This is a genomic window from Citrobacter sp. wls613 (genome assembly GCF_005281195.1).
Taxonomy (GTDB): domain Bacteria; phylum Pseudomonadota; class Gammaproteobacteria; order Enterobacterales; family Enterobacteriaceae; genus Citrobacter; species Citrobacter gillenii.
The window spans coordinates 191549-198091 of record NZ_SZXN01000069.1 but is presented as its reverse complement, the minus strand read 5'-3'; the positions used below and the strand labels follow the sequence as shown (position 1 = coordinate 198091).

Here is a 6543-nt window from a genome sequence, read left to right as displayed (position 1 = left end):
ACGTGGCCTGCGAAGAGGCCACGGGGGGAGTTTATTTTTTCCTGCCAGTAATGCGGCACCACTCTTCTTTCTCGATCACTGGATCGAGCGTAAAGAGATCGGCGTAGGCTTCGCAGACGCTGTCCGCCTGGCTGGCAAGAATACCGGAAAGGCCCAGTAAGCCGCCCTCAACCGGCAACACGCTGATTAACGGTGCCAGTTCACGCAATGGGCCAGCAAGGATGTTGGCAACCACCACGTCGGCTTTCATGGCTTCTGGCTGATCCTGTGGTAGGTACAGTTCCAGGCGGTCAGAAACGCCATTACGCTGCGCATTATCGCGACTTGCCTGAATGGCTTGCGGATCGATGTCTACACCAATGGCTTTGGCTGCACCTAATTTGAGTGCTGCAATAGCCAGAATGCCGGAACCGCAACCAAAGTCGATCACCGTCTTTCCGTTCAGATCGAGGCCATCCAGCCATTGCAGACACAAAGAGGTGGTTGGGTGAGTGCCGGTACCAAACGCCAGACCTGGATCCAGCATCACGTTGACGGCGTTCTTATCCGGCACATCGCGCCAGCTTGGGCAAATCCACAGACGTTCGCCAAAGCGCATTGGGTGGAAGTTATCCATCCATTCACGCTCCCAGTCTTTATCTTCAAGCTGTTCAATTTTATGCACGAACCCCGCACCGAGCAGCGGATGCTGTTCCAGAAGGGCAACCACTTCTTTCATGTCGGTTTCTGCATCGAACAGACCCGTTACATCGGTGTCGCCCCAAAGGCGGGTTTCGCCCGGCAGTGGTTCAAATACCGGCGTATCATGCGTGTCCTGGAAGGTGATAGAAACGGCACCCGCTTCCATCAGCGCATCGCTCAGCTCTTCTGCATTAGCACCGGTGGTGTTCAGTTTCAGTTGGATCCATGGCATGGCAAAACTCTTTATTTATCAGTAGTCAATATGGCGGCTTGCGGGGCGACAGAACCAAAACGGTTTCCGACCAGGAAAGCCAGCAAACTTAGCAGCAACGAGGGCACAATTGGATGGAAGCCCAGGTACTGAATGTTAAAGGTAGCGAGTATGGCATACAGCACACCGCCGACAATCATGGCGCTCAGTGCGCCCGCTGCGTTCGCTCGCTCCCAGTACAGGCCCAGCACCAGCGGCCACAGGAATACCGCTTCCAGCCCGCCAAACGCCAGCAGGTTGAGCCAGATGATCATCTCTGGTGGTTTCCACGCGGCCAGCAACAACAACGCCCCCAACAACAGGGTGATCACCGCCGACATGCGCTTCAGGCGGGTTTCATTTTTCAGCTGTTCCGGGCGCAGATTCAGGTAGAGATCTTTAATGATCGTAGCGGAACTTTGCAGCAATTGGGCGTTGATCGTCGACATGATCGCCGCCATCGGTGCGGCAAGGAAGATCCCCGCAGCAATCGGTGGTAGGACTTTTACCATCAAGGTGGGGATAACCAGATCCGGTACCGTCAGGTCAGGGAGCACCGCGCGTCCTAATGCACCCGCCAGGTGCATACCAAACATCAGGATCGCCACCACAATAGTGCCGATAATCATCCCACGATGGACCGCTTTACTGTCCTTATAAGAGATACAGCGCACGGCGGTATGCGGCAGGCCAATCACGCCAAAGCACACCAGAACCCAGAACGAAGTCATAAAGGTTGGGGACAGAATGTCATCAGCGCCTTGTGGGGTCACCAGTTTCGGATCGATCGTTTGCAGCGTCTCCACCGCGTTGCTGAGGCCGCCCGCTGCGTGGACCACACCCACAAGCAGGACAATGGTCCCAACTAGCATCACCATACCCTGCATGGTGTCATTGAGCACGCTGGCACGAAATCCGCCGAATGCGGTGTATAACGCAATACTGATACCAAAGATCAGCAGACCTGTTTCGTATGGAATACCCGCAGCGGTTTCCAGCAAACGTGCGCCGCCGATGAATTGCACTGTCATCGCGCCAACGAAAGCTACCAACAGGCTGAGGCTCGCCAGCCAGACCAGCAAACGGCTCTGATAGCGGGCAAACAGCATATCGTTAAGGGTGACGGCGTTGTAGCGTCGGGCCAGAATCGCAAATTTCTTGCCAAGAATACCCAGCGACAACCAGACGGCTGGCAGTTGGATCATCGCCAATAGCACCCATCCCAGCCCGTATTTATACGCGGCCCCCGGGCCACCAATAAACGAGCTTGCGCTGATGTATGTTGCGGTCAGCGTCATGGCTAAAACGACCCCGCCCATTGAGCGGCTGCCGAGGAAATATTCATTCAGGAACGTGCCGGTTGTTCTCTTTCTCATCGCGTACACAGAGAGACCAAACACCACTACCAGATAGGCGACAAGCGGCAAAATCACTTCAAGCTGCATCGTCATCCTCCAGAGGAATATCGCGATAGATAAATTTCACCATCGCCCAGCACAGAACAATGAAAACCAGCGGGGTTAGCAAGCAGGCCATTTCGAACCAGTGTGGTAAGCCAGTAAAGCCCAGCGTGGAGTCTGGTAAGTAAGCGGCTACTAACCATGTAGCAAGATAGAAAAGGGTCAGCCACAGCGCCCAGCGCGCCTCTTTATGGGCCTGAACAAAACGAGCGTCCATTTTTTGTCCCTTGTGGATAAAGAAAGCGGGGATTGTACCTTATGGGACGTGCCGGAGGGGAGAAAAACAAAAGGCCGGAGGATCCGGCCTTTGCAGTTAATGCGTACTTACTTTTCCTGAAGTCCGAGTTTCTTCTCCAGGTAGTGGATATTGGAACCACCACGCTGGAAGTGCTCGTCATTCATGATGCGGATCTGCAGATCGACGTTGGTTTTGATCCCGTCGATGATCAGTTCCTGCAAGGCGTTTTTCATGCGGGCAATCGCCACGTCACGGTTTTCGCCATAACAAATAAGTTTGCCGATCATTGAGTCATAGTAAGGCGGTACGGTGTAACCCGCGTAAATATGAGACTCCCAGCGCACACCAAAACCACCCGGCGCGTGGAAACGCGTGATTTTACCCGGGCTTGGCAGGAAGGTGTTCGGGTCTTCGGCGTTGATACGGCATTCTACCGCATGGCCTTTAACCACAACTTCATCCTGCGTAATGGACAGCGGCTGACCCGCAGCGATACGCAGCTGCTCTTTGATCAGATCAACGCCGGTGATCATTTCGGTAACTGGATGCTCTACCTGGATACGGGTGTTCATTTCAATGAAATAGAACTCGCCGTTCTCGAACAGGAACTCGAAAGTACCCGCTCCACGGTAGCCGATATCCACACAGGCTTTGGAGCAACGTTCGCCGATGTAACGACGCAGTTCCGGGGTAATGCCCGGTGCTGGTGCTTCTTCGACCACTTTCTGGTGACGGCGCTGCATGGAGCAGTCACGTTCTGCCAGATAGATTGCGTTACCCTGACCGTCAGCCAACACCTGAATTTCGATGTGGCGTGGGTTCTCAAGGTATTTTTCCATGTAAACCATGTCATTGTTGAAAGCGGCTTTCGCTTCAGCTTTGGTCATGGAAATGGATTGAGCCAGTTCAGCGTCGCCGCGTACAACACGCATACCGCGACCGCCGCCGCCGCCGGAGGCTTTGATGATTACCGGATAGCCGATGCGCTTGGCATGGGCGCGGTTTGCGTCCATATCGTCGCCCAGTGGGCCGTCAGAACCTGGAACGGTCGGTACACCTGCTTTCTTCATGGCAGTGATTGCAGACACTTTGTCGCCCATCAGGCGGATGGTGTCGGCTTTCGGGCCGATGAAGATAAAGCCAGAGCGTTCTACCTGCTCAGCAAAGTTGGCGTTTTCAGACAGGAAGCCGTAACCCGGGTGAATAGCGACCGCGCCAGTGATTTCAGCGGCGCTGATGATTGCCGGGATATTCAGATAGCTTTTAACAGACGGAGCCGGGCCAATACAGACCGTTTCATCTGCCAGTAATACGTGTTTTAGATCGCGATCCGCGCTTGAGTGTACAGCGACGGTCTTGATGCCCAGTTCTTTACAGGCACGAAGAATACGCAGGGCAATCTCGCCACGGTTGGCGATAACGATTTTATCCAACATGTTCGCCTCGTTACTCGATGACGACCAGCGGCTCGTCAAATTCTACCGGTTGACCACTTTCTACCAGAATCGCTTTTACCACGCCGGATTTATCGGCTTCGATCTGGTTCATCATTTTCATGGCTTCAACGATGCAAAGGGTATCGCCCGCATTCACTTTCTGGCCCACTTCGATAAACGGTTTAGCGTCAGGGCCCGGGGTGCGGTAGAAAGTACCAACCATCGGGGAACGTACGATGTGACCACTGATTTCCGCTGCAGCAGGGGCTTCCATGCTTGGCGCTGCAGTTTGCGCGACAGCGTTATACGGAGCAGGTTGTTGCATCATTGGTGCAGCATAAGCCTGTTGCATCATCGGGAAACCTGCATTTGGCGCTGCGCGGCTGATGCGTACAGACTCTTCGCCTTCAGAAATTTCTAGTTCGGAGATGCCTGATTCTTCAACCAGCTCGATCAGTTTTTTAATCTTACGAATATCCATGAGTGGGTTCCGTACTCTTTGTTTAGTGAAATTGTGACAGGCGTTTTATCGCCGTCTGTATAGCATTTGAATAACTGTTGGTGACAAGATGTCACACCTCTCTGGCGTTGCACTGCGTGCTGCAGCCATTAAACGAGATATCAAAACTTACCAGTCATTGTGTGGCTATCTTCTGCCATTTTCGGGTAAAAGACAAAATATACCTTCAATACCCGATTGTCACCCTTTCCGCGCTGTAAAAACGCCTCCAGGGAAAGCAAGGTCGCACATTATAACCATTTCGTAGCAATTGGCAGCTAAATACTGGTCTTATCAGGGAAGATAATCAACTGCCTGTATGTAAAGAACGTGGGTTCGTCTGTGTTTTGCAACGCACTGCACATATCCCGAAACTACCGCCACCACTGGCGGAACTTCTTATAACGGCAGGCTAAAAGCACGACGGCGAGCGCGGCGTAAATGATTGGTTGCGGGGATAAAATCTTCACCGACCACAGGTAATGCACGGGGGCCAGGATCGCCACAAGATAGACGAAGTTGTGTAAAAGTTGCCAGCGTTTTCCCAGTTTCCGCTGCGCAGCCTGGGTGGAGGTGAGTGTGAGGGCAAATAACAGAGTCCAACTGATAATTCCCAGCATCAGATAAGGCCGTGTCGTTAGCTCTCGACCCAACAGACTCAGGTTGTTAATGCCCAGCTCCAGCAGCGCATAACTGGTTAAATGCAAGGTGGCCCAGGCAAAACACCAGAGTCCTAACAGGCGGCGAGTGCGTATTAAGAGTGGCTGCTTAGCGTAGCGCGCCAGCGGCGAGACCAGCAAGGTTGCCAACAAGAATTTCAGAGCCGTCCTACCGGTAAAGTGTTGAATATCCTTGACCGGATCGGCGCTTAATTCGCCATTATTAATGGCCCAAAAGAGCCAGACAAAAGGTAAAAAGCCGGCAAGATGCAGGCAAACTTTCAGCCAGGTGATGTGTTTTGCCGTCAGACGCACTTAAAAATTCTCCCTCAAGTTAAGGCCGTGATACAGCGAAGCGACCTCATCGGCATAGCCGTTAAACAGCAGCGTAGGTTGACGCTGTACGTCGAGGATACCGCCTGCGCCAATAAAACGTTCTGTGGCTTGTGACCAGCGGGGGTGATCGACGCCGGGGTTAACATTGGCATAAAACCCATATTCATTAGGCGCCGCCATATTCCAGGTGGTAGGCGGGCGATCGCGCGTCAGCTTAATGCTGACTATCGACTTAATTCCTTTAAAACCGTATTTCCACGGTACGGTTAATCGGATAGGGGCGCCATTCTGCGGGGGAAGCGCTTTGCCATAAACACCCACGGTGAGCAGCGTGAGCGGGTGCATGGCTTCATCAAGGCGTAAACCTTCAACGTAGGGGTATTTCAGCCCTCCGCCAATAAAGCGATCTTTCTGCCCCGGCATATCATCCGGTGCGTAGAGCGTTTCGAACGCCACATATTTCGCATTGCTGGTGGGTTCAACCAGTGCCAGCAGCTTATGTAAAGGAAAGCCAATCCACGGCACGACCATGGACCAGGCTTCTACACAGCGCATGCGATAAATGCGTTCCTCCAGCGGGAAGCGGGTGGTCAACGCATCGTGATCGAGGGTTAATGGCTTTGCCACTTCGCCACTAATTTTCAGCGTCCACGGATCGGTTTTTAAACTGCCCGCGTTGGCCGCCGGGTCTGCTTTATCGAGACCGAACTCATAGAAGTTGTTGTAGCCGGTGACTTTATCTTCCGGCGTTAACGGTAATGTATTTTGCCAGGCGGCAGGTTTCGTGAAATCAAGCGGTTTTCCGGCGGGTGCGGGCGGTCGGTCATTGCCTTTAAACCAACTTAGCAGATCGGCCTGGGCGTTGGGAGAGAGGGAAAGGGCTGTCGCACTGATGCCCAGCGCTTTCAATACCTGGCGACGTTGCAGCATAAAAACAGATTCTGCCGTTACGTCGGTTTCCGTCAGTTTTTTGGATTTCATATC

Annotated in this window: 7 protein-coding genes; all 7 read right to left on the bottom strand. The window is 53.1% G+C overall.

Annotation, left to right across the window (positions count from 1 at the left end; translation table 11 throughout):
- Positions 1–31: 31 nt before the first annotated feature.
- Complete coding sequence (prmA, locus tag FDX01_RS17660; protein ID WP_137400212.1) at positions 32–913, bottom strand: 50S ribosomal protein L11 methyltransferase; 882 nt, start codon at positions 911–913, stop codon at positions 32–34.
- 11 nt (positions 914–924) lie between these two features.
- Positions 925–2376, bottom strand: coding sequence for a sodium/pantothenate symporter (panF, locus tag FDX01_RS17655; RefSeq protein ID WP_135911311.1), 1452 nt, complete (start codon positions 2374–2376; stop codon positions 925–927).
- Positions 2366–2608 (bottom strand): YhdT family protein, encoded by a 243-nt coding sequence (locus tag FDX01_RS17650; protein WP_096755460.1) that lies wholly within the window; start codon positions 2606–2608, stop codon positions 2366–2368. The genes panF and FDX01_RS17650 overlap by 11 nt, the downstream gene beginning before the upstream one ends.
- A 107-nt stretch (positions 2609–2715) precedes the next feature.
- Complete coding sequence (gene accC, locus FDX01_RS17645) at positions 2716–4065, bottom strand: acetyl-CoA carboxylase biotin carboxylase subunit (RefSeq protein WP_096755461.1); 1350 nt, start codon at positions 4063–4065, stop codon at positions 2716–2718.
- A 10-nt stretch (positions 4066–4075) separates the two neighbouring features.
- Complete coding sequence (gene accB / locus FDX01_RS17640; RefSeq protein WP_096755462.1) at positions 4076–4546, bottom strand: acetyl-CoA carboxylase biotin carboxyl carrier protein; 471 nt, start codon at positions 4544–4546, stop codon at positions 4076–4078.
- Positions 4547–4938: 392 nt separating this feature from the next.
- Complete coding sequence (gene msrQ, locus FDX01_RS17635) at positions 4939–5538, bottom strand: protein-methionine-sulfoxide reductase heme-binding subunit MsrQ (RefSeq protein WP_117342756.1); 600 nt, start codon at positions 5536–5538, stop codon at positions 4939–4941.
- Entirely contained in the window at positions 5539–6540 is a 1002-nt protein-coding gene (gene msrP / locus FDX01_RS17630) for a protein-methionine-sulfoxide reductase catalytic subunit MsrP (RefSeq protein WP_117342755.1), read from the bottom strand. It lies immediately after the preceding gene.
- Between the last annotated feature and the right edge of the window lie 3 nt (positions 6541–6543).

Excerpts from the sequence above, each read along its gene's own strand:
- prmA (WP_137400212.1), bottom strand. The coding sequence starts at position 913 with ATGCCATGGATCCAACTGAAACTGAACACCACCGGTGCTAATGCAGAA.
- panF (WP_135911311.1), bottom strand. The coding sequence starts at position 2,376 with ATGCAGCTTGAAGTGATTTTGCCGCTTGTCGCCTATCTGGTAGTGGTG.
- FDX01_RS17650 (WP_096755460.1), bottom strand. The coding sequence starts at position 2,608 with ATGGACGCTCGTTTTGTTCAGGCCCATAAAGAGGCGCGCTGGGCGCTG.
- accC (WP_096755461.1), bottom strand. The coding sequence starts at position 4,065 with ATGTTGGATAAAATCGTTATCGCCAACCGTGGCGAGATTGCCCTGCGT.
- accB (WP_096755462.1), bottom strand. The coding sequence starts at position 4,546 with ATGGATATTCGTAAGATTAAAAAACTGATCGAGCTGGTTGAAGAATCA.
- msrP (WP_117342755.1), bottom strand. The coding sequence starts at position 6,540 with ATGAAATCCAAAAAACTGACGGAAACCGACGTAACGGCAGAATCTGTT.